Source organism: Arthrobacter sp. KN11-1C (assembly GCF_052180225.1).
In the GTDB taxonomy this organism is placed as follows: Bacteria; Actinomycetota; Actinomycetes; order Actinomycetales; family Micrococcaceae; genus Arthrobacter.
The window spans coordinates 858,138-878,626 of record NZ_CP197467.1 but is presented as its reverse complement, the minus strand read 5'-3'; the positions used below and the strand labels follow the sequence as shown (position 1 = coordinate 878,626).

17 protein-coding genes and 1 pseudogene are annotated in these 20,489 nt (G+C 65.3%); 7 read left to right on the top strand and 11 right to left on the bottom strand.

Annotated elements, in window-relative coordinates; all coding sequences use genetic code 11:
- Positions 1–51 precede the first annotated feature (51 nt).
- Both ACSBOX_RS04140 and ACSBOX_RS04135 read left to right on the top strand, forming a co-directional pair.
- On the top strand, positions 52–723 hold the full coding sequence (locus ACSBOX_RS04140; protein ID WP_442544935.1) for a trimeric intracellular cation channel family protein: 672 nt from the start codon (positions 52–54) through the stop codon (positions 721–723).
- 13 nt (positions 724–736) lie between these two features.
- The gene (locus ACSBOX_RS04135; RefSeq protein ID WP_442544934.1) at positions 737–1,162 is read left to right on the top strand and encodes a hypothetical protein; all 426 of its coding nucleotides are present in this window, start codon (positions 737–739) and stop codon (positions 1,160–1,162) included.
- Between the two features lie 141 nt (positions 1,163–1,303).
- Here ACSBOX_RS04135 and ACSBOX_RS04130 read toward each other — a convergent pair whose 3' ends face one another.
- The 5 genes and pseudogenes from ACSBOX_RS04130 to ACSBOX_RS04110 form a co-directional block, all read right to left on the bottom strand.
- Entirely contained in the window at positions 1,304–1,771 is a 468-nt protein-coding gene (locus tag ACSBOX_RS04130; RefSeq protein ID WP_442545955.1) for an endonuclease domain-containing protein, read from the bottom strand.
- Positions 1,772–2,128: 357 nt separating this feature from the next.
- Positions 2,129–2,209 (bottom strand): annotated as a pseudogene (locus ACSBOX_RS04125) (hypothetical protein); the annotation flags it as partial.
- A 518-nt stretch (positions 2,210–2,727) separates the two neighbouring features.
- On the bottom strand, positions 2,728–3,831 hold the full coding sequence (locus ACSBOX_RS04120) for a polyprenyl synthetase family protein (RefSeq protein WP_442544933.1): 1,104 nt from the start codon (positions 3,829–3,831) through the stop codon (positions 2,728–2,730).
- Between the two features lie 9 nt (positions 3,832–3,840).
- Positions 3,841–5,172 (bottom strand): geranylgeranyl reductase family protein, encoded by a 1,332-nt coding sequence (locus ACSBOX_RS04115; protein ID WP_442544932.1) that lies wholly within the window; start codon positions 5,170–5,172, stop codon positions 3,841–3,843.
- 22 nt (positions 5,173–5,194) lie between these two features.
- Positions 5,195–5,971: a demethylmenaquinone methyltransferase gene (locus ACSBOX_RS04110; protein ID WP_078107836.1), complete on the bottom strand. Its 777-nt coding sequence runs from the start codon at positions 5,969–5,971 to the stop codon at positions 5,195–5,197.
- Positions 5,972–6,065: 94 nt separating this feature from the next.
- On the opposite strand from ACSBOX_RS04110, the gene ACSBOX_RS04105 reads away from it, so the two are divergent.
- From ACSBOX_RS04105 to ACSBOX_RS04090, 4 genes are all read left to right on the top strand, one after another.
- Positions 6,066–7,478, top strand: a complete 1,413-nt coding sequence (locus tag ACSBOX_RS04105; protein ID WP_442544931.1) for an isochorismate synthase — start codon at positions 6,066–6,068, stop codon at positions 7,476–7,478.
- A 200-nt stretch (positions 7,479–7,678) separates the two neighbouring features.
- Entirely contained in the window at positions 7,679–8,632 is a 954-nt protein-coding gene (locus tag ACSBOX_RS04100; RefSeq protein WP_442544930.1) for an ABC transporter substrate-binding protein, read from the top strand.
- Positions 8,633–8,667: 35 nt separating this feature from the next.
- The gene (locus tag ACSBOX_RS04095; RefSeq protein ID WP_236812447.1) at positions 8,668–9,642 is read left to right on the top strand and encodes an amino acid ABC transporter permease; all 975 of its coding nucleotides are present in this window, start codon (positions 8,668–8,670) and stop codon (positions 9,640–9,642) included.
- Positions 9,639–10,415: an amino acid ABC transporter ATP-binding protein gene (locus ACSBOX_RS04090; protein WP_272909590.1), complete on the top strand. Its 777-nt coding sequence runs from the start codon at positions 9,639–9,641 to the stop codon at positions 10,413–10,415. Before ACSBOX_RS04095 ends, ACSBOX_RS04090 begins: the two co-directional genes overlap by 4 nt.
- Positions 10,416–10,483: 68 nt before the next feature.
- Here the strand turns inward: ACSBOX_RS04090 and ACSBOX_RS04085 are convergent, their stop codons facing one another.
- The 4 genes from ACSBOX_RS04085 to ACSBOX_RS04070 form a co-directional block, all read right to left on the bottom strand.
- Positions 10,484–11,485, bottom strand: coding sequence for a hypothetical protein (locus tag ACSBOX_RS04085; RefSeq protein WP_442544929.1), 1,002 nt, complete (start codon positions 11,483–11,485; stop codon positions 10,484–10,486).
- A gap of 180 nt (positions 11,486–11,665) precedes the next feature.
- The gene (gene menD, locus ACSBOX_RS04080) at positions 11,666–13,375 is read right to left on the bottom strand and encodes a 2-succinyl-5-enolpyruvyl-6-hydroxy-3-cyclohexene-1-carboxylic-acid synthase (RefSeq protein WP_442544928.1); all 1,710 of its coding nucleotides are present in this window, start codon (positions 13,373–13,375) and stop codon (positions 11,666–11,668) included.
- A gap of 159 nt (positions 13,376–13,534) precedes the next feature.
- Positions 13,535–15,619 (bottom strand): PhoX family protein, encoded by a 2,085-nt coding sequence (locus tag ACSBOX_RS04075; RefSeq protein WP_442544927.1) that lies wholly within the window; start codon positions 15,617–15,619, stop codon positions 13,535–13,537.
- A 109-nt stretch (positions 15,620–15,728) separates the two neighbouring features.
- A complete protein-coding gene (locus tag ACSBOX_RS04070; protein ID WP_442544926.1) occupies positions 15,729–16,718 on the bottom strand; it encodes an o-succinylbenzoate synthase in 990 nt (329 codons plus the stop codon).
- A gap of 225 nt (positions 16,719–16,943) precedes the next feature.
- Here ACSBOX_RS04070 and ACSBOX_RS04065 point away from each other — a divergent pair, with 225 nt between their 5' ends.
- The gene (locus tag ACSBOX_RS04065) at positions 16,944–18,011 is read left to right on the top strand and encodes a LacI family DNA-binding transcriptional regulator (protein WP_442544925.1); all 1,068 of its coding nucleotides are present in this window, start codon (positions 16,944–16,946) and stop codon (positions 18,009–18,011) included.
- 115 nt (positions 18,012–18,126) lie between these two features.
- Here ACSBOX_RS04065 and ACSBOX_RS04060 read toward each other — a convergent pair whose 3' ends face one another.
- Entirely contained in the window at positions 18,127–19,572 is a 1,446-nt protein-coding gene (locus ACSBOX_RS04060) for a glycoside hydrolase family 32 protein (RefSeq protein ID WP_442544924.1), read from the bottom strand.
- Positions 19,573–19,597: 25 nt separating this feature from the next.
- Positions 19,598–20,485: a carbohydrate ABC transporter permease gene (locus tag ACSBOX_RS04055; protein WP_442544923.1), complete on the bottom strand. Its 888-nt coding sequence runs from the start codon at positions 20,483–20,485 to the stop codon at positions 19,598–19,600.
- Positions 20,486–20,489: the final 4 nt, after the last annotated feature.

Genomic DNA, 20,489 nt, shown 5'->3' with positions numbered 1-20,489 from the left:
AACGTTGGGCGAGCATGATCGCCCGTCTGTGAACGGAGAATGGAGCTGCATTTGTTCACTTTTGACCTTGCGCTGGTATGGCTGGATCTGGCCGGCGTCTTCTTTTTCGCCGTTTCCGGATCCTTGCTCGCGGCCAAGAAGCAGTTCGATATCATCGGCTCGCTGCTCTTGGCTTCGCTCGTCGGCCTGGGCGGCGGTGTCATCCGCGACATCGTCATCAACGCCGGTCCGCCCGCGGCCTTCACCAACCCGGTCTATCTGCTGCCGCCCTTGTTGGCAGCCGTGCTGGTGTACTTCCTGTTTTCGAGCATCCAGCGCTTCACGTCCCTTTTGACCCTGTTCGACGCCGGCGGGCTGGCGTTGTTCTGCATCACGGGGACACTCAAGGCACTGGCTGCCGGGATGAATCCGGTGGCTGCGATCTTGCTGGGAGTCACCACGGCGGTGGGCGGCGGGTTGCTCCGCGACATCACGGCCAACGAAATTCCCACCCTCTTCAATGCCCGCGATCTCTACGCCCTGCCGGCCTTCACGGGAGCCACCTTGACCGCCCTGCTGTGGAACATCGGAGCCTTCAACGGACTTGCGGCGGCCCTGGTTGCGGGCTTGGTTTTCGCCTTCCGAGTGGTGGCTTGGCGGCGCGGTTGGCGGGTGCCCTTGGCGGTCCGGGGATGGCACCGCGCCGGGGTGTCCCCGGGCGCCGAATCACGTGGCCGCGATTAGCTAGGATGGGAGCATGACTGACATGTTCCTCGAGAAGTTCCGCGCGCTTGTACCGAAGTATCTCGAGGACGAATGGCAGGAAGAAGACGGGCTGTCCACCTCCGAGCTGGACGAAGCCCTCTCCGCCCACTCGTTCACCATTCCCATGGTGCTGCGCGAGTTCTACCTCGCGATCGGCGGCTGCGAGGACCTCATGGAGGCCTACCACTACTTCTGGGACCCCGAAGAGCTCGAAGTGGACGACGAAGGCTTCCTCATGTTCCTTGAGGACGAAGAGGAACAATTCACCTGGGGCTTCCGCGTAGGCGACCTCGGCGTCCCGGATCCCATTGTCTGGCGCCGCAACAACGCCCGCGGCCAGTGGAAATCCGAAGAGGGCACGTTCTCCGAATTCGTGTTCGACATGTTCGACTGGGCTTTCAGCGACGAAGAAGACTGAGGGTTGCTTGGGGATATTTCAGCGGGGGGCGTCCCTTCCTGACCCTGTTTGAATTTCGAAGGGCCGCGACACGCCTTAAACAGGGCGTGTCGCGGCTTTTTTCGTCCCAAAGAAGGTCAGGACCGCGCGCTGTTTGCTGGATTACGACGGCGGTACCCACCCGGGCGCGTATCGTGCGGGGGCGAAGTGGCCGACGTCACGGTGTCGCAGCACGGTCAAGACCTCGTTGACCATCTCTCCAGGACGGTAGACCACGTCCTCGTAGTAGTAACGCAACACTAAGAGCCCACCCCTCACGCTGGCGTTGTCGCGGTGTCGGTCCTTTTTGACCTGGCGCGCTTCAAGATGTGTCCTGCCGTCGAGCTCCACCACAAGGCACTCGTTGATCAGGCAGTCCACCTCGCCCACGCCGGCCAGTCCCACATGCATCCGGACCCGAAGGCCTGCCCGGACAAAGTGGGTGTGCGCGAGCACTTCAAGCAAGGAATCAGCCCTGGGAAGCACGAGATCCACCACGGCTCTCGCTCCTCCGTTGCGGTTTCCTGGCAGTTTCGCCTTAAGGAAGTCGGTAGTGATCAACCCGAGGCTGACGGCAGACTGGACGATCACCAGGGATTCCAGTTCGGGACGGCATCTCAGTGCGTGGATAACGACATCTGCCAGACCGGCCACGGGAAGATAGGGATGGCCCGGATGGGTACATCGGGCGTGGTCCACCACACCGTCCCGGAACTGGCCGCTACTGCAGCTGAGGTGGATGGCTTCGGGCTTTTGGGAACTCGCCGATCGTTGGACATCCCCTGCCCCATGGAGCTGCCACAAATTGTAGAAACGAGCAGCCGAAACACAGGTCAAAACTCCATTCGCCTGGAGCGCGGCAACGATGCCTGGGTCGGCGCCCTCGATCGTGTAGATCCCGCGGCGTAGCAGGGTGAGCGCCCCACTTCGGACCCCGTTCGACAGCGCCGATTTTGGAAAGCCAGCTCCTAGCAGTTGCGCAGTCCTGGCCACGCCGCCCCGTTTCCGGAGGAATTGCACTACATCCATGTGGCAACTCCAGCAGCATCGCGCAGGCGACAGTAGCTCCGGGTTCCCCTATGTGGAAAACGTACACGGCCCTTCCTGACCTTGTTTGGGCCGATGGCCTGCAGGACACACCCTTTCACAGGCGTGTCGCGGCCATTCTGAATTCAAAAAGGGTCAGGAAGGAAAGCCACTTCCCCGACAAACGCCAGAAAACCCTTTGACGGGGAAAGTTGCACCCGTGACAAAGTTGTCATAAGCTGTAACCGGATTCACTAAATGCCTCCGGTGAGTCTGATGCGAACGGAGATTATGGTCCCGGTTCGTTGCAGCGCGTGACTCGTAGCGTTGCAAGGAACCGGGGCCATTGCATTTAAGCCCGGCCCCGCCCGGCCAAGCCCGGCTCACCCACTCTGCCCCCACCCAACTAGCTCGCAGTTGTTGTCGTTATGAGGGGTCAAAATGACAACAACTGCGAGCTAGTTGGGTCCACGACGGAAAGGGCGCCAACGACGGCGTCCTCCGCAGGTCAGGCGAAGAAGTTAGCTGGCGCGTTCCACCACGGCGTGGGCGAAGTTCGTGAGCGACTCCTTCACCACGCCTTCGGGCAGCGGCTTCAAGGCCTCGATGGCTTCGGCGGACCACTGGCGCGCAATCACCCAGGATTCGGCCGTGACGGGATGCTCGCGTAGCCCGGCAACGGCCAAGGCCAGGGCCTCGTCGGAGGACAGGTCGCCGTCCACCAGCTTCAAGAGTTCGACGGCGGAGTGGTCACCGTTGTCGGCGGCCTTGCGGAGCAGGAGGACGGGAAGCGTGGGAACGCCTTCGCGGAGGTCCGTACCCGGGGACTTGCCGGACTTGACCTTGACGCCGGTCACGTCGATGACGTCGTCGGCCAACTGGAAGGCCACGCCGACCTTTTCGCCGTACTCCACGAGCACGTCCTCGAAGGCTTCGTCGGCGCCGGCGAAGATGGCACCGAGCTGGCCCGAGGCTGCAACGAGGGAACCGGTCTTGTCGGCGATGACCGAGAGGTAGTGTTCCACCGCATCCTCGCCTTCACGCGGACCGACGGTTTCGTGCAGCTGCCCGAGGCACAGCCGCTCAAAGGTGCGGGCCTGGATTCCCAGGGCACGCGAACCGAGTTCGGAGACCAGGATCGAGGCACGGGCGAAGATCAGGTCGCCCGTGAGGATCGCCACCGAGTTGCCCCAGACTTCGTGTGCCGTGGGGGCGCCGCGGCGGTAGGGCGCGGAGTCCATCACGTCGTCGTGATAGAGGGTTGCGAGGTGGGTCAGTTCAACCACGACGGCGGCCTGGACCACTTCGGGACGGGATGCGTCACCGAGGTGGGCACACAGGAGGGTCAGCAGCGGGCGGATGCGCTTGCCGCCTGCTTCCACCAAGTGACGCGACGTTGCGTCAGCCAGGGGATCCGAGTTGGCAATGGCTTCGCGGAGCTTCTTTTCCACGCGGGCAAGGTTCGTGGTGATGGCAGGGCCCAGCTCCAGGTCCTTGGCGATTGCTGCGAAACCGGCAGGAAGCTGCAGGCCAGTGGCGATCGCGGTAGTGGTGGGAGCGGGTTCGACAGCGTCCGGCAGGCCGTGCCCGGCGTGCGTCCAGCTGTGTTCGGCAGAGTGAGTCACGGGTTAACCCTAACTTTTCGCAGAGGAAAGCGTTGATTCGGTGCCGGCGCGGGTGGAAGCGGCGGTGGACGTGGCCGGGACCAGCATCTCGAGGACGCGGATCGCGCGGTCTTCGAAACCCTTTGCGGACGGATCCGTGAGGTTGGCGAGCATCCGGACCACAAAGCGCATCAGCACAGGAATGGGCATGCCGGTCCGTAGCGCGAGTTTCATGACGGCGGGCTTCCCGATGAGGGCGGCAAAGACGCGGCCCAGCGTGAAGTGTGAACCCCATTGGTCCCGCACGTAGTCCGCGTACCGAGAAAGGTGCGCATCGGCGTCGTCGGCTGTCCATCCGGCCGAACGTGAACGCGAGCTGGCATCGATGATGAACTCGGCCGCGAAGCGGGCGGACTCCATGGCATAGGAAATGCCCTCGCCGTTGAACGGTGAAACCATGCCTCCGGCGTCGCCCAGGAGCATGAGCCCCGGTGAGTAGTGCGGGGTGCGGTTGAAGCCCATGGGCAGGGCGGCGCCGCGGATCTCCCCCACCTGGTTTTCGGGCGTGAATCCCCACTCGGAGGGCATGGCGGCGGTCCATTCGCGCAGGACCTGCTTGTAGTCGAGCTTGCCGAATTCCTTGGAGGAGTTCAGGATCCCGAGGCCGACGTTGGACGTGCCGTCGCCGACGCCGAACACCCAGCCGTAACCGGGCAGCGGCTTGCCGGACTTGCCGGGGAGCTCCAGCCAGCCTTCCATCCAGTCGTCGTCGTGGCGCGGCGAGGTGAAGTAGGTGCGGACGGCCACGCCGAGCGGGCGGTCGTCGCGTTTGTGCATTCCGAGCGAAACGGCGGTTCGCGTCGAGTTGCCGTCCGCGGCGAGCACGACGTCGGCATGGAAGTCGCGCGTCTCGCCCGTCTTGCGTCCGGACTCGTCGAGCAGCGCGGCGCGGACGCCGATCACCCGCCCGGCGTCGTCGCGCAGGGCTTCGGTCACACTGTGGCGTTCAAGCACGACCGCGCCCGCCGACTGCGCGTGCCTGGCCAGCTCCTCGTCGAATCCGAGGCGCGTGCGAATGAGTCCGTATGTGGGAAAGTCGGCGACCTCGGGCCACGGCAATTCAATGGTCCGGCCGCCGGCGATGAGCCTGAGCCCCTTGTTGCGGCGCCACCCGGCGTCCTCGGCGTGCGGGAGGCCGAGCTTCTGGATCTCGCGGACCGCGCGGGGAGTCAGGCCGTCGCCGCAGACCTTTTCGCGCGGGAAGCTGGTCTTTTCCAGCACCGTCACGGAAATGCCCGCCTGGGCAAGGTAGTACGCAGCGGTGGACCCGGCTGGCCCTGCGCCGACTATCAGTACGTTCACAGCGTCCTTGTTAATAGGCCGGTTAGCGGGACTGATCGCCGGCTTGGCGGCGCGGCTTGATCTGGCGGCGCAGCTTGGCCACGGGAACGCTTTCCCGGTGTTCGGCACCGGGCTTCTGGGCGCGGTGCACCGCCACGATGCCGCCGCTCAGGTTGCGGTAGGTGACGTCGGTCCAGCCTGCTTCCTGCAGCCAGGCGGCCAAGTGGTCCTGGTCCGGCCAGGCGCGGATCGACTCGGCGAGGTACACGTAGGCGTCCGGGTTGGAGGAGACCTTGGTGGCGATGGCGGGCAGCGCGCGCATGAGGTATTCGGTGTACATGGTCCGCCAGAGGGGCACCACGGGGGCCGAGAACTCGGCGATAACCAAGCGTCCACCGGGCTTGGTGACGCGGAACATCTCCGCGAGGGCCTTGTGTGGTTCGTTGACGTTGCGCAGTCCAAAGGAAATGGTGCAGGCGTCAAAGGAAGCGTCCGCGAAGGGCAGCTTGGTGGCGTCCCCGGCAACGAAGTTGATGTCCGGGCGGCGGCGCTTGCCGACCTTCAGCATTCCCAGCGAGAAGTCGCAGGCCACGACGTCCACTCCGGCGTCGGCGTACGGTTCGCTGGACGTGCCGGTGCCGGCCGCGAGATCCAGGACCCGCTGGCCTACCCGAACGTCCATCGCATCCACGACGACGCGGCGCCAACGCCGGGTCTGCCCCATGGACAGGACATCGTTGACGACGTCGTATTTGGGGGCGACATCGTCAAACATCGTCGCAACTTCGTCCGGACGCTTTTCCAAGGATGCTCGGTTCACCCTGCAATTGTCTCAGACAAATATGGGAAGAACTTTCGGGGCACTCCGGTCCGGGCAGGGTTCGCGTTGCGCGCGGGAGTAATGTTGTTCCATCATGACGAGTACGCTCCGCACCTTGACAGTCCCCCTCGATGTTGATTCATCCTCCGGGGGGCTGCCGTCGTTTCTGGTCCGGGACGATGTTCTGTGCTGGTCCCGCCGCGAGAACGGCCTGGTGGGCTTTGGCGAACTCGCGCGCTTCACCGCGTCCGGGCCGGATCGCTTTCTCGAGGCAGACATCTGGTGGCGCCACCTCGTCATCGAGGCCGACGTCACGGATCCCCTTGAGCTCCCCGGCACCGGCCCTGTGGCCTTGGGGTCCTTCGCCTTCTCCAAGACGTCCGCCTTCGAATCGCGCTTGATCCTTCCGGAAATAGTTGTCGGGATCCGGGATGGGCAGTCCTGGCTCACCCAGTTGACGCTCGACGACGTCGAACTCACCGAGGCGGGAGCACTCGCCGCCCTCGCCGGCTGGCTCAGCGGTGAGTCAGCGGAACGCGAGTCAGCGGACGGCGGGCCGACGGCGGCGGGAGGCTCCGGCGTCGGGCACCCAACTAACTCGCAGTTGTTGTCGTTTAGAGCGCCCATAACGACAACAAATGCGAGCCAGTTGGGGGACGGGAAGGTCACGCTCGAGAGCGGCTCGCTGAGCGAGGCCGCCTGGAAGCAGGCCGTGGCCGACGGCGTCGCGGAAATCCGCACCGGAAAGCTGGAGAAGCTGGTGCTCGCGCGCGACGTCGTGGCGACGCTGCCCGACGGCGTCAACGCCGCCAAAGTGCTGCAGCAGCTGGCCAACCGTTACCGCGAATGCTGGACGTACGGCGTCGACGGCTTGGTGGGCGCGACGCCGGAGATGCTCATCCAAGTGGAGGGCCGCACTGCACAGGCGCGGGTCCTGGCCGGAACGCTCGACCGGCGCGACGCCGAGGGCATGGACGGCTCCCCCATGGAATACGCCGAACGCGTGCTGGCGGGCTCCGAGAAACAACGGCACGAGCACGAGATCGCCATCCAATCGCTGACCACCCAGCTCGCGCCCTTCTCCGAGGCGATGAACGCCCACAGCGAACCGTTCATCCTGGAACTGCCCAATGTGTGGCACCTGGCGTCGGACGTGAAGGCCGAGCTCGCCGATATTGAGGGACATGTCCCTACGTGCCTTGCCCTGATCAACGCACTCCACCCCACGGCCGCCGTGTGCGGAACGCCTACTTTGGTTGCGGGGGAATTGATCCGGGAGCTTGAACACATGGATCGCGGCCCTTACGCAGGCCCGGTCGGGTGGCTCGACGCCGCGGGCAACGGCGAGTGGGGCATCGCACTGCGTGGCGCGATCATCGAGAGTCCTACAACCGTGCGCCTCTATGCAGGCTGCGGGATCGTCGAAGGCTCCGTTCCCGACGCCGAGCTGGCCGAGACGTGGGCCAAATTCCGGCCAATGCTCGAGTCGCTGGGAATCAGCAGCTAAGCCTCCTACGCCGGGATTCCGTTCGCAACCGGCCTGCGTGGATGTCTGGGGTGCGAGACAATAGCCACGTTGGGGGTCTTGATTTTTCACTTGGTAGGTTATCCAATAGTAAAACTTAGTTTTCTGTGACGCACATCTCATGTTCGGCGCTACACTATGAACCGATTAGTTTCGCATCCACTGCAAAAAAAGGTAAGAAAATGCAGAAATTCCGTTCGCTCCCGGTCAGTTCGACGCTCAAGGCTGCAACCATCCTCGCAATCGGCGCCTTGGCACTGACTGCCTGCACAAATGCCTCTGAGGCCGGCCCGTCGAGTGCCGCTTCGCCTTCCGGCAGTGCCAATGCAAGCTTTGACCCCAGCACCATCACCAAGGACGACACCCTGGCCGCAATGGTCCCCGCAGCGATCAAGTCCAAGGGCACGCTGACCGTTGGCTCGGACACGACGTACGCTCCCGCTGAGTTCCTCGGAACCGACGGCCAGACCCCGGTCGGTTACGACGTCGACATCGCCAAGGCGATCGGCGCCACCCTCGGCCTGAAGGTCCAGGTGCAGACCGCCGAATTCACGGGCATCCTTCCCGCCCTCGGCCCCAAGTACGATCTGGGCATCTCGTCCTTCACCATCAACCCCGAGCGTCTCGGCGCCGTCAACATGGTCAGCTACTTCAACGCCGGCACCGCATGGGCCGTGCAGAAGGGCAACCCGAAGAAGTTCTCCCTGGATGATGTCTGCGGCAAGTCCATTGGCGTTCAGACCGGTACCGTCCAGGAAGACCCCGACCTCTCCGGCCGCAACAAGAAGTGCGCAGCTGACGGCAAGCAGCCGATCAACATCGTCACGCTCAAGAACCAGACCGACGTCACCACCCGGCTCGTCAACGGCAGCATCGACGCCATGGCAGCCGACTCCCCCATCATCGGGTACGCCCTGACCCAGACCAACGGCCAGCTTGAGAAGCTCGGCGACGTCTACGACGCTGCTCCCCAGGGCATCGCCATTGCCAAGTCGGACACTGCGCTTGCCGATGTTATCCAGAAGACACTGACCAAGCTCATGTCTGACGGTTCATACAAGAAGATCCTCACTGGCTGGGGCAACGCCGAAGGCGCCATCACCACGTCCGAGGTCAACCCGGCGGTCAAGTCTTGAGTATTCCCGCCACCGATAACAAATCAGGTGCACAGATGGATCATCATCAACCAGGCCACGCCGCGCCCGTGCTGAACGACGCAGTGCCGGTCAGGCACCCTGGCCGTTGGATCAGCGCGATCATCATTGTTGGCGCTGTGATCCTTATGATTCAGAGCGCGATCACGAACCCCAACTTCCGCTGGGACGTGGTCGGAACCTACATCCTTGACGTGAAAGTCGTCCAGGGCGTGGGCTGGACCCTGCTTCTAACCGTCGCCGCAATGGTTCTGGCGATTGTCTTGGCCATCCTGCTGGCAGTCATGCGCCAGTCCGACAACCCCGTCCTGCGTTACACCTCCTGGGTATGGGTCTGGTTCTTCCGAGGCACTCCTGTCTACACCCAGCTGGTCTTCTGGGGACTCGTCACGGTTCTCTACCCCACGCTGTCGCTGGGCATCCCCTTTGGCCCGCAGCTCGTCACTTACGTGCTTTCGGACCCCACCCATGGCCTCATCCCGGCCATCTTGGGGCTTGGCCTGAATGAATCGGCCTACCTGGCCGAGATCTTCCGGGCCGGCTTGAAGTCGGTCGACAAGGGACAGACCGAAGCTGCCGAAGCCCTGGGCATGGGCAAAGGCAAGATCATGTGGCGGATCATCCTGCCCCAGGCGATGCGCATCATCGTCCCGCCTACCGGCAACGAAACGATCGGCATGCTCAAGACCACCTCGCTGGTCCTGGCGGTCCCCTTCACCTTGGACCTGACGTTCGCGACCAACGCCCTGGCCAACCGGATCTACCTTCCGATCCCGCTCCTGATCATCGCGGCCGCCTGGTACCTCCTGGTCACCAGCGTGCTCATGGTCGGCCAGCACTACATCGAGGCCTACTACGGCAAGGGCGTGGACACCAACCTCGCGCCGGCCGTCATCAACCCCGCAGCTGCCAAGGCTGCCGCAGCAGTGGCACCGAGTGCCGAAGCAGAGCCGTCCTTGAAGATGGACTTCCCGGAGGATGAGGCAAAATGACGATCACCACCCAGAAACCGCTGGTGCGGATCGAAGGCCTCCACAAGTACTTCGGGCCCCACCACGTGCTCCGCGGCATCGACTTGACGGTCAACCAGGGCGAGGTGTCCGTTGTCATCGGCCCGTCGGGTTCGGGCAAGTCCACGATGCTCCGCTGCGTGAACCTGCTGGAAACCATCAGCGCCGGCCGCATTTCCGTCGGCGACCAACTCATCGGGTACCGCGAAGTCAACGGCCGCCTCCACGACCTCAAGGTCAAGGAAATCGCCGCGCAGCGCCGGGAAATCGGCATGGTCTTCCAGCGCTTCAACCTGTTCCCGCACAAGACCGCCCTGTACAACGTCATGGAAGCGCCCGTGCAGGTCAAGGGCAAATCCAAGGGCGATGCCAAGAAGGCAGCCCTCGAATTGTTGGACAGGGTGGGTCTGGCTGACCGTGCCAACCACTACCCTGCCCAGCTTTCCGGCGGCCAGCAACAGCGTGTCGCGATCGCCCGGGCCCTGGCCATGGAACCGGAACTGATGCTCTTCGACGAGCCGACGTCCGCCCTTGACCCCGAGCTCGTGGGCGACGTGCTCAACGTGATGAAGGACCTGGCCAAGTCCGGCATGACCATGATCGTGGTGACCCACGAGATCGGCTTTGCCCGCGAAGTCGGCGACCGCCTGACCTTCATGGACGGAGGTGTGGTTGTGGAATCCGGTGATCCCCGCGAAATCATCGCCAACCCCCAGCACGCCCGCACCAAGGAATTCCTCAGCCGCGTGCTGTAGTTACGGCTGCGGTTCCTGCGCCTGCGACGCGCAAACGGTCAATCGCTGCGCAAACGGGCCGGTGACACTCATATCCGAGTGTCACCGGCCCGTTTGCTTGTCACGGACACATTTGGGTGTCCCCCAGAGGCCCGACGGCGGCGCGGCACTCCGGCGTCGAGCAGTATTTGTTCCAGTCGGCCAGGCTTGTTGAGTTCGCTCCAAACCCATCGAGCCACGTTTCTGCCCGTGGCCCGGATCCGGTCTTCGCGAACCTTCTCCTCGTACACCACGTCCGACGGCGTCCGGCCTCGCAGGTACTCCGGTTTGAGGTACTTCTCGCGGCCATCGAATTCGCCGACAACCCGCGTCTCCTCCCAATAGAAATCCGTGATGGCGATCCTGGCATTACCCTTCCAGACTTCGTATTGCAGCACCGGCGGGGCGAAGCCGGCAACGTGAATCAGCCCCCGGCTATAGGATTCTCCCGGCGAGCCGGACTGAGGATCGGCGAAATCGACCACCGCCCTGATTCGCCGGACCGCCGCCTGCGAATACCTCCCGTCTATTTCAGCCAACAGCTCTTCTTTCGGGATCGCTTGCACACCCCGCGCCGCGTCGGGCTTCAGGACGTGATCCACGGGCACCACGGCTTCCGCAAAGGGAACCGTTGCCGCGAGATCGAGGACAGTACGGATGCGGCTTGTGACGAGAAACCCCTGCAACTGTTCACTGTCGTGGGATTGCTCAGGTACATAGTGCCGACGGACTCCTGCGCGGGAGCGGCCGCCGCCGGAGAATGCGGTGAGCGCGTGGATCGGCTGTTTCCTCAGGATGACTGGTATCCCGCTGATCGCCGCGGCTGAGTGGTGCGAAAACGTGGTGGGCGAAGTGAACGTCTCTGCCGCGGCCTCGACTTGGAGCCTGTACCGCTCCCATGGCTGCAGCTCGTTCCAGCGCACCGCCTCCACGTAGACGCCATGACGGACGCGGAGGAGCTTCCCCGAACGGGCTTGCGCGGACAGGCCCCTGGTACTCAGACCGATCCTGGACAGGTCCTTCGCCAGAATCAAGCGCGGAAATGTGTTCATTCATCCACGATGACCGCCCACCAATGGGCTCGGCGAGGCACTTTCTGCCGTATGTGGACAACTGCTGAGGACGCCCTTCCGGACGCGGGACACAGTTACGGGCAGGTGACACCTGTATCCGAGTATCCCCAGTCCGATTGCGCGTCCCCAGCCCGATTGCGCGTCGCCAGGGCCGAGCGCCTACGCCCCGAGCAGCACCTGCGACACTGCCGCGGCAACCGCAACCTTGATGCGGGCGTGCAAGGGACGCAGGCCGGACCGGTCCGTGCGTACTTCCACGATGCTGCGCCCCTTCAAAGGCGAGGCAAGCACGGCGGCGAGCTCCGCCGTCGTACGCACCAAAGTGTGCCCGACGCCGTATGCCGCGGCCAGCGCGGAAATGTTCACGCTGTGCGGGGTGCCGAAGAAGCGCTCGACGGCGGTGCCGTACCCGCCGTCGTCCTCCACCTTGCCGTGCTCAAGGAGGCCAAAGATGCCCCCGCCGGCGTCGTTGAGGACCACGATGCGCAGGTCCGGCCCGGGTTCACCGGCTCCGAGGAGGAGGCCTCCGGCGTCGTGCAGGAAGGTGACATCGCCCAGGAGGAGGGTGGTTTCGCGGCCCACGCCGAGGGCGATTCCCGTGGCCGTGGAGATGGTGCCGTCGATGCCTGCGAGCCCGCGGTTCGCGAACACCGTGGCGAGAGGTTCGGGGCCGGGCTGTCCGGCGAGGTCGACGTCGCGGATGCCGTTGGAGGAGCCCAGGACCAGCTGCCCACGCGCGTGTTTCCAGACGGTGGCTCCCACTGCGGGTCCGTTGGCTGCGAGCTCGGCATCGAGAACGCCGTCGAGCGCGTGTTGGGCCGCGGCACCCGCGAGGAGCCAGGCGTCGAGCCACTCATCCGAACCGCGGCCAGCGAACCCTGCCAGCTCAGTCAAGGACTCGAAGCGTTCCTCGCGGCGCCGGCCGTGCTCGTACCAGGCCGCCGGAACGGGCTCGTACATGGCGGCAGGGAGGTCGTTGCGGGCCAGCAGGGCGGCGACGGGCCTGGACAGCGTAGGCCGGCCGAAGACCACTACCCGCTCGATCGGCATCGCCGACCCGGGCCCGAAGTTGTCCAGCATGAGGCGATACGGCCCGACGGCGTTGGGACCGAAGCGCGCGTTGGATGACGGCTCGGCGAGCAAAGGGAGTCCGTGGGCGCGGGCGAACGCCTCGGCGACCGGTCCGGCGTCGTGCCCCGCCAAAACCACCGTCCGCCGCTCGGTCAGTTCGGCGGGAGCGGGGGGCATGCTCAGTGGTTGGGGACCGGAATCGTAGAGGAAGACTCCGTGGCCCTTGGTGGCGGGCAGCGCCTCGCCCGGTTCCGGAACCAGCGGCTCTCGGAACGCCAGGTTGAGCTGCACCGGCCCGGGAGGGGTGTCCTCGAGCGCGCCGGTTGCCGCGTAAATGGCAGTCTCGACGGCCCTCTGCGGGTTGCTGCCAGCGGCAATGTCGACGGCGAAGCGAACGTGTTCGCCGAAGAGGTCGAGTTGGATGGTGGTCTGGTTGGCGCCGGTTCCATGGAGCTCCGCGGGGCGATCGGCCGAAAGGACCACGAGCGGCACGGCGGCGTGGTTGGCCTCCATGACCGCGGGCAACAGATTCCCGACGGCGGTGCCAGAGGTGGTCAGGACGGCCGCCGGGGCTCCCGTCGACAGGGCCAAGCCCAAGGCTGTGAAGCCGGCCGAACGTTCGTCGATCCGGACCAGGAGCCGGACGTTCCCGGCCGCTTCGGCCTCGGCCAGCGCGTACGCCATGGGTGCCGAGCGCGAACCGGGAGAGACCACCACGTGCCGCACACCGCCGTCGAGCAACGCCTTGACGGCGATCCGGGCAGCGGCGAGGGAGCTCAGGGAGCCTTGCGAAGTCACCGCACCAGTCTATTAGGGGCGCCTCCCTCCCAACGCTCGCTCACATATAGCGCCAAAATCCGAAGCGCCCGCTCACTCCCTTGAAGAGAGTGAGCGGGCGTTTCCCGAAAGACCCACATAGGTGAGCGAGCGTCGGGAAGGGAAGGGGGAAAGGAACCCTTAGCCGTCGTTGCGGAACACCTGCACGATCGACGGACGAGGGGCACGGACCTGGCCGGCGGCCGGCGCGGCTCCCGCCCCCACGTAGTCCGGGAAGAAGGAGTGGGGCGAATCAAAGGTCCCTTCCTCGCCCGGGTGCTGCACGGCGACGAAGACAGTCCGCTCGTCGTCGTGCACGATCGGACCACAGGTCTCGGCGTCGCGCGGCACGGCGAGGAACTGCTCCACCTTGCCGCGTTCGCTGCCCTCCAGCGTGACCTTGAAGAGCCCGTCCGCGTACCCGATCGACGACGGCGCGCCGTCAGTGGCGATCCACATGTAGCCTGCCGAGTCGAAGGCCACGTTGTCCGGGCAGGAAATGGGCGAGACCTTGTCGGCCGGGAATCCGGAGAAGTAGGTGGAGGAGTTCTTGGCCGGATCTCCGCAAACCATCAGGAGGGTCCAGTTGAAGCGCGTGGACGTCTGGTCTCCCGTTTCGGTGATTTCCACGATGTGGCCGTCCCGGTTGAGGGTGCGCGGGTTGACCTCGGTGGCGCCTTCCTTGCCGGGCTTGCCGCGGTCCGAGTTGTTTGTGCAGACCACGTAGACCTTGCCGGTGGCCAGGTTCGGCTCGACGTCTTCGCAGCGGTCCATCTTCGTGGGGCCAACTTTGTCTGCGGCGAGGCGGGTGTAGACCAGGACCTCAAGGACGGACATGTCCGGAACCGCGGAGGCGCCGTCGACCACCAAGGGAAGCCATTCCCCGGAACCGTCGAACGCGCCGTCGGACGGGAGCGCACCGTTGCCAGTGATCTCAGACGTCGGCGCGTCGCCCGTGAACTTGGCCACGTAGAGGTCGCCTTCGGAGAGAAGGTTCATGTTGTTCCGGCGCGCTGCGGCCGAGTCGCCGGGCATGTACTTGCCCTTGGAGACGAACTTGTAGAGGTAGTCGAAGCGCTCGTCGTCGCCCATGTAGGCCACTACCCGGCCGGAGGCGGCAACAATCACGTTGGCGCCTTCGTGCTTGAAGCGGCCCATGGCGGAGTGCTTCTTGGGTGTGGAGGAGGGGTCGAACGGGTCGACTTCCACGATCCAGCCAAAGCGGTTGGCTTCATTGGCGTAACCGGCGTTGTTGGTGTTGAAACGCGGCTCATCCAGCTCCCACTTGCGGGCCGTTGCCTTGTTGGAAAGGCCGTAGCGCTTGTCGCCCGCCGAGGTGCCGGGAGCCACGAAGTAGCCGTTGAAGTTTTCCTCGCCGGAGAGGATGGTGCCCCAGGGAGTGGTGCCGCCGGAGCAGTTGCCCAGGGTGCCTTTGATCTTCCGGCCTGAGGGATCGTCGATGGTCTTGACCAAGTCCGTGCCCGCGGCAGGGCCGGTGAGCTCATACGTCGTGTCGGTTAGGAAGCGGCGGTTGAGCGGCGCACCCTTGACGTAGTTCCACGGCTTGTTCTTGTTCTTGCGCTCGAGTTCAACAACCGTGAGCCCGTGAGCCGCACGCCCAATCGCCCGCGCTTCGGCGGCCGCCAAGGTTGCCGGGAACATGATGTTCTCGTTGGTGTACTCGTGGTTGGTGAAGAGCACGGCCCGGCGGTCCTTGGAATCCGGGATGGGCAGGATGTCCGTGTAGTCGTTGTTGTAGCCGAACTGGCGGGCCTGCGCTGCCGCGGTCTGGCCGTTCAGCTCGAAGGCAGGCGAGTCGGCAAAGAGCGGATCGCCCCAACGGATGATCGGCTGCCACGCGAAACCGTCCGGAACGGTGAATGCGTCAACCGTGTAGTCCACGGGCTTGATCGGCGCGAACTTGAGCTTGGCCTTGTCGAAGCCCGCTTTGGTTGCCGCCGAAAGGCCAGCGCCGCCGGGACCGCTGGCGGGCAGGTTGCCGCCCAGTACGACGGCGAGCGCACCGACGGCGCCGAAGCCCAGGGCGGCGCGACGGGACACGGCTGCGGAAGCGATGTCGCGGAAGTAGGCATTGGAGCTCGTGTTGCATACCTCGCCCGAGCAGGCGTTGTCGCATTTCAGGGCGCACGTCACAGGGCTGCGCTTGCCCTTCGTATGGCCGAGCATGGGGAGCAAGTCGAACTTGCGCTTGGTTGATTCAGACATGGGAAATACCTCCGGGGATTGAGTGATTTCCCTACCCTTGCAGCGCTAGCGGAAGCCGAGAGGGCTCCCCGGTAAAATTCCGGTGAATTCCCAGCCTTTTCACAGCAATCTATGCATTCAGGAGCGCGTGCACGCGGCGCAGCCGTTCCAGCCACCAGTCGCGACGGTCAGCGGGAGCCGCGTACCGCTCCAGCAGCCCCTCGTCGGCGACGGCTTCGCGGACGAGGATGGCGCCGTCGTCGGGCACCAACGGATCCTGCGTGATGTCCGAAGCGAACAGCCGCACAGTCCCCAGCCCGCACGCGAACGGCAGCTCCGGGAGCGCGGCGGCGAGCGCCAGACCCGCCCGGATCCCCACCGACGTGTCCAGCGCCGAGCTCACGACGGCGGGAAGTCCGGCTTGCGCCACGATGTCCAGCGCGCGCCGCACTCCCCCAAGCGGCGCCACCTTGACAACGATCAGGTCCGCCGCGCCCGCACGGGCCACCTTGAGGGGGTCGTCTTCCTTGCGCACGGATTCGTCGGCGGCGATGAGCACGGGCGTCCCCTGCCGCGCGAGCCGTCGACGGACTTCGGCGAGGCCCTCGATCTGCGGCACGGGCTGCTCGGCGTATTCGAGCCCGACGGCGGAGAGCCGGCCGAGTGCCTCAACCGCCTGCGGCACGTCCCAGCCGGCGTTCGCGTCGACTCGGATCGCCGCGTCCGGCAGGGCGTCCCGGACTGCGGTGACACGCGCGACGTCGTCGGCCAGTTCCTGTCCGCGCTCGGCGACCTTGACCTTGACGGCGTCCACGCGGCCGAAGCGTTCCAGGATCTCGGGCACCCGGGCGGCAGGCACGGCGGGGACGGTTGCGTTGACGGGAATGGCGCCCCTTAGCGGCGGCGGAAAACCCTGCCACGCGGCTTCGACGGCGGCGGCGAGCCAGCGGGACGCTTCGGCGTCGCCGTACTCGGGGAACGGACAAAACTCGCCCCATCCGGCCTGTCCCCGGAACAGGAGGGTCTCGCGTTCGGTGATGCCCCGGAACTTGACCCGCATCGGCAGGCTGACAACTTTCGCGGTGGCAAGGAGCTCGTCGAGGGCGGGGAATGGAGGCATGGTTTCACTGTAGCGCGGGGCGGGCTACGCCCCTCCGGACGCTCGCTCACCTTTGGGGCGTTTTGGGCAGACGCTCGCTCACTTGAGGTGAGCGAGCGTTCCCGCTTTTCCGCGCATATGTGAGCGAGCGTCGGGTTGGGAATGCTGGGAACGCGAACCGGGCCACCCCTCACACGCGTTAGGTAGAATGCAGCAAGAAACGGAACCACAGCCGGAGGAGCCAGCATGCAGCGCAAGGCCACAGCACTCGACGTCGCCAAGCGGGCGGGCGTCTCTCGGAGTGCGGTGTCGCTGGTGCTCAACGGCCGGGGAGACGGCAACGTGGCCAAGGAAAGCCAGGACCGGATCCGGCAGGCGGCCGCGGACCTCAACTACTCCCCCAACCCCATCGCACTGAGCCTGCGAAACCAGCGAACGCGCGTGATCGGCATCGTGTCGGACGAGGTGGTCGTGAGCCCGTTCGACGGCAACATCATCGGCGGCGCCGACGACGTCGCCCGCGCCCACGGCTTTGTCACCGTCGTGATGGACACTGAGCGCGATGCCTCCCGGGACGAGAGCGCCGTCGAGACCCTGTTGGACCGGCAAGTGGACGGGCTGATGTATGTCACGGTCGGTTTGAAGCCGCTCGACGTGCCGCAGGGCATGTTGCGGGTCCCCTCCGTGCTGGCCAATTGCTACGACAGCAGCCCAGCCCCACGGCTGCACCACGTGATCCCGGACGAAGTTTCCGGCGGCCGGGAAGCCACCGAGCACCTCCTGCAGCTGGGCCATCGCGATATCGCATTCCTCGCCGGCGCCGCCACCTCCCCGGCTGTGCCGTTGCGCATCGTGGGGCATCGGGAAGCAATGGCCAAGGCGGCCATCCCCGTCCGCGAAGACCGCGTGTTCATGGCCGGTTGGGATATCAACGACGGTTTTCAGGGCGCCATGGGACTGCTCTCCGCCACCGAGCGGCCGACGGCGATCGTGTGCGCGAACGATCGACTCGCCATTGGCGTCGCCCTGGCTGCAGCGCGGCTGGGCCTCGACGTGCCGCGCGACCTCTCGATCATTGGTTACGACGACGAATTCCGCATCGCGGCCACCATGGTCCCGGCGCTCACCACCATGGCGCTTCCCCTGCGCGAAATGGGCGCGGCCGCGATGAGCATGTTGCTCGAGCAGATCGAGGACCCGGCCAAGCGGTCGACGTCGGACGGCAGCGGCTCGGAGGCCAAGCCCGGCCTGGAAACCATGGTCCCCTGCCGTTTGGTCGTTCGTGAGTCCACAGGACCGGTACCTGCCCTCTAGATCCGACCACTTTTGGCCGGGCCGCCGGCCGGGAATCCCCGGAAACACTGAGATCCCGGACTGCGGCACCGGCCAAAAGTGGTCAAATGTTGAGTGCCCGACGCCGACCTGCCGCCTATTCGGGCAGCTTCAGTTCCCAGACGTCCGCCACCGCACCTTCGGGAAGCTCAAGGCGCCACGCTTCCCCGGCCGCTGGGTAGGCGCGGAGTGTCGTGGCCACGGAACCTGTCCGATACACCTCCACCAAGGAAGCATCCACGAAGATCCGCAGTTCTACGCCCTCGGACAAAGACCCCGCAAACACGACTTGCGGTTCCGTGCCCGAGGCCGAGGCCGTGCCCGAGGCCAGGACCAGACGGACCTCGCCGGCGCTGGCACCGGGGCCGCCCGTCACAACAGCCTCGGCAAACGGCGGCAAGTCCACTGAACCGGACGCCCCGCCCGCCGCCAAGGAACCCCGATACGCGTCTACCTCCGGCGCAGGAGCAACCACCAGCGCACCGTCCTCAACCGAGAGGAAGCGCGGGTGGGTTAAGACGCCCGCCCAGCCTGCGGCGTCGATCTCCTCTTGTGAACGGCCGCGCCGGCCATCACGGCCCGGACCTTCGTTGGACCATCCCCACAGCAAGGCGCTCGGCGTGGCACGCGGACCCGCCCCGGACAAAGACGCAGAATCCAGCTGAACGACCTGCGGAGCATAGAAGTCGCGGCCAAGGTCGGACCTGCCGCCGGAACGCGGGGCGAACACAGGGAGTCCGGTCGACGGGTCCTCGGCCAGCGAGCCGATGAGGTGGCCCACGCCGTTGGCGTGCTCGTGGTCGTCACCGGAGAGCCACAGGGAGAACATCATGACCCAGGCGACGTCCCCGTCGGAACCCGCCCCGTCGGAAGGAACCTGGACGAGCTGCGGGCACTCCCAGATCTCAGCCGGAGCGTGCGTGGCCGCCACGGGGTTCTCGGTGGTGAGCCAAATGCCCTGGTACTTCCAGTTGGACATGTCCTCCACCGTGTAGAGCAACAAAGCAGCATGTCCATTGGCCAGCCCGGCGCCCTGCATCGCGTAGCGCTTGCCGTTCAAGTGGAAGATGAAGGGGTCGCGCACGGCCGTGACCAAGTCATCGTCGGGCATGGAAGCAGCGATGTGGCCATCCTGTTCCCAGGAAACCAAGTCGGCGGAGCCCCGGGTAATCACCACTTGCGAGTGACCACCGTCGCCCCGCACGCCCGAGTACGCAGCGGTGGGGACACCGCCGTCGTCGGTCACCACACCGGTCCAGCAGCCGAACTCGTCCGGACCGCCGTCCTGCGGGCGAAGCGCCACGGGGTGCTCATCCCAGTGGACCAGGTCCGGGGAACTCACGTGGCCCCAGTGGATCCGGTGGTGCCGGGCAGATTCCGGGTTGAACTGGAAGAACACATGGTAGCGGCCGTTGATGTGGCTGATGCCGTTGGGGTCGTTGATCCAGCCTTGCGCCGGCCGGGGGTGGAAGCGCGGGAAAGCCGGGTCCGGGTGGGTGGCCGCCGTGGCGAGTGCAGGGGCGGACGATATGAGGTCCGTCATCGAAGTCCTTTCAGGGATGTAGGGATTATTTGCCGGTGCCGGCGGTGAGTCCGTCACGCAAGGCGCGCTGGCCGAACATGAACACCACCAGGGCGGGAATCATGGAGAGGATCACGCCTGCCAGCACCACGGAGATGCTGCCCGTGCCGAGGTTGCCCTGCAGGGACACCAAGCCCAGCGGGAGCGTGAAGTTCTGCTCGGAGATGGTCAGGATCAGCGGGCGGAAGAACTCGTTCCAGTGGTAGTTGAAGGCCAGGATGCCCACGATCGCCATGCCCGGCATTGCCAGCGGCGCATAGACGGAACGGAAGGTGCGCCACGGCGAGGCTCCGTCGATCGCGGCGGCCTCGCCCAAATCAGTTGGCAACCCCAGGAAGTACTGCCGCATCAGGAAGGTGCCGAACGCCGTCGGGATCGCCGGAAGGATGAGCGCAAGGAGCGTGTCGGACAGACCGATGCCGCGGATCAGCATGAAGACCGGAACGATCGTCACCTGCGCCGGGACCATCATGGTGGCCAGCACAATCGAGAAGAGCGCCCCGCGGCCGCGGAACTTGAGGTTCGCGAACGCGTACCCGGCGAGCGCCGCCGTGAACATCTGCCCGACGGCGATCAGTCCAGTCACGAGGGCGCTGTTGAGGACCAGGAGCATGATGTTGAGCTGTTTGAATACCTGGTCGTACGACGAGAAATCGGGGTTGAGTGGAAGGAACGACGGCGGCAGCTGGAACGATTCCGCCGGTGGCCGCAGCGAGGTGGACAGGGTCCACAGCACCGGGCCGAGGATGAAGACGGACGCGATCAGGAGCAGCACGATTCGTCCCGCCATGCTCCAATTCCGCTTCTTGCGGGGCGCGGGCCGCTGGGGAGCCAAGCGGTCGACGACGGCGCGCTGGGTTGAGGTTGTAGTCATGGCG